General features: G+C 75.3%; 2 pseudogenes. Both read right to left on the bottom strand.

Going from position 1 to position 826, the window contains the following annotated elements:
• Positions 1 to 354, bottom strand: a pseudogene (locus tag R7226_RS31540) (hypothetical protein); the annotation flags it as partial.
• Positions 355 to 359: 5 nt separating this feature from the next.
• Positions 360 to 826, bottom strand: a pseudogene (locus R7226_RS31535) (hypothetical protein); the annotation flags it as partial.

Here is an 826-nt window from a genome sequence, read left to right as displayed (position 1 = left end):
CACCGCCGGAGCGCCCACCGCCGGAGCCGTCGGGCCGGCCGCCGGCAGGCCGGGCTGCTGGACCTGCAAGAGCTGGAAGGCGCACTGCGAGCAGAAGAGGGCGCCGCGGGCGTAGAGCGTGCCGCACTGCGGGCAGGTGCCGGCAGCGCCGGTCGTGTCGAGGCGCAGCAGGTGCTCGACCTCGCCCAGTCTCGCGTCGACCTCCTGCAGCCTGCCGGCTTGGCGCATGAGGACGTCGAGGCGGAAGTGGTCGCGAATCGCCATCTCGTACGCGAGCCCGCCGAGGTCCCACTGCAGCTCGGCCAGCTGACGCGCGAGCGCGTCGCGCAGCTTCTGCAGCTCAGCGGAGTTCATCTCGCTCATCCGATCGTCTCCGCGTCAGTGCCGCCGCCGGCCGCCTCGTCGTCGACCGGTGGCGCGGTGCCCGGGGTCTCCGTCTCCGTCGGCTGCTGTCTCAGTCTGTTGATGTCGCCGCCGGTGTCCTCGGTACCGGTCGCCTGAGGGGTTTCTCCGGTCGCGGTCGCGTCGTCAGTCGCTCCGTCCGCAGCGGGCAGGTCGCTCGCCGGCGCCGTCGTGCTGCCGCTCGGCAGCCCGCCCTCGATGTTGACGACCGGCGCTCTCTGCACCGGCGGCGTGTCGTTGGTGGCCTGGCCGATCAGGAAGCCGACGCCGAGCGCGACCAGCACCACGGCCGCCGCGCCCATCGGCCCGCCGATCTTGTCGAGCCGCGACGGCGCGGGAGCCGCGGCGAGCGGCACCACGGCCGCGTGCGCCGCCGTCGGCGTCTCGGCCCCGGCCGCGACGCCGCCCGGCGCGCCGGCGCCGG

It is taken from the genome of Conexibacter stalactiti, assembly GCF_033542075.1.
In the GTDB taxonomy this organism is placed as follows: Bacteria; Actinomycetota; Thermoleophilia; order Solirubrobacterales; family Solirubrobacteraceae; genus Conexibacter; species Conexibacter stalactiti.
The sequence above is the reverse complement of the archived record's forward strand: the minus strand, read 5'-3'. Positions and strand labels throughout refer to the sequence as shown.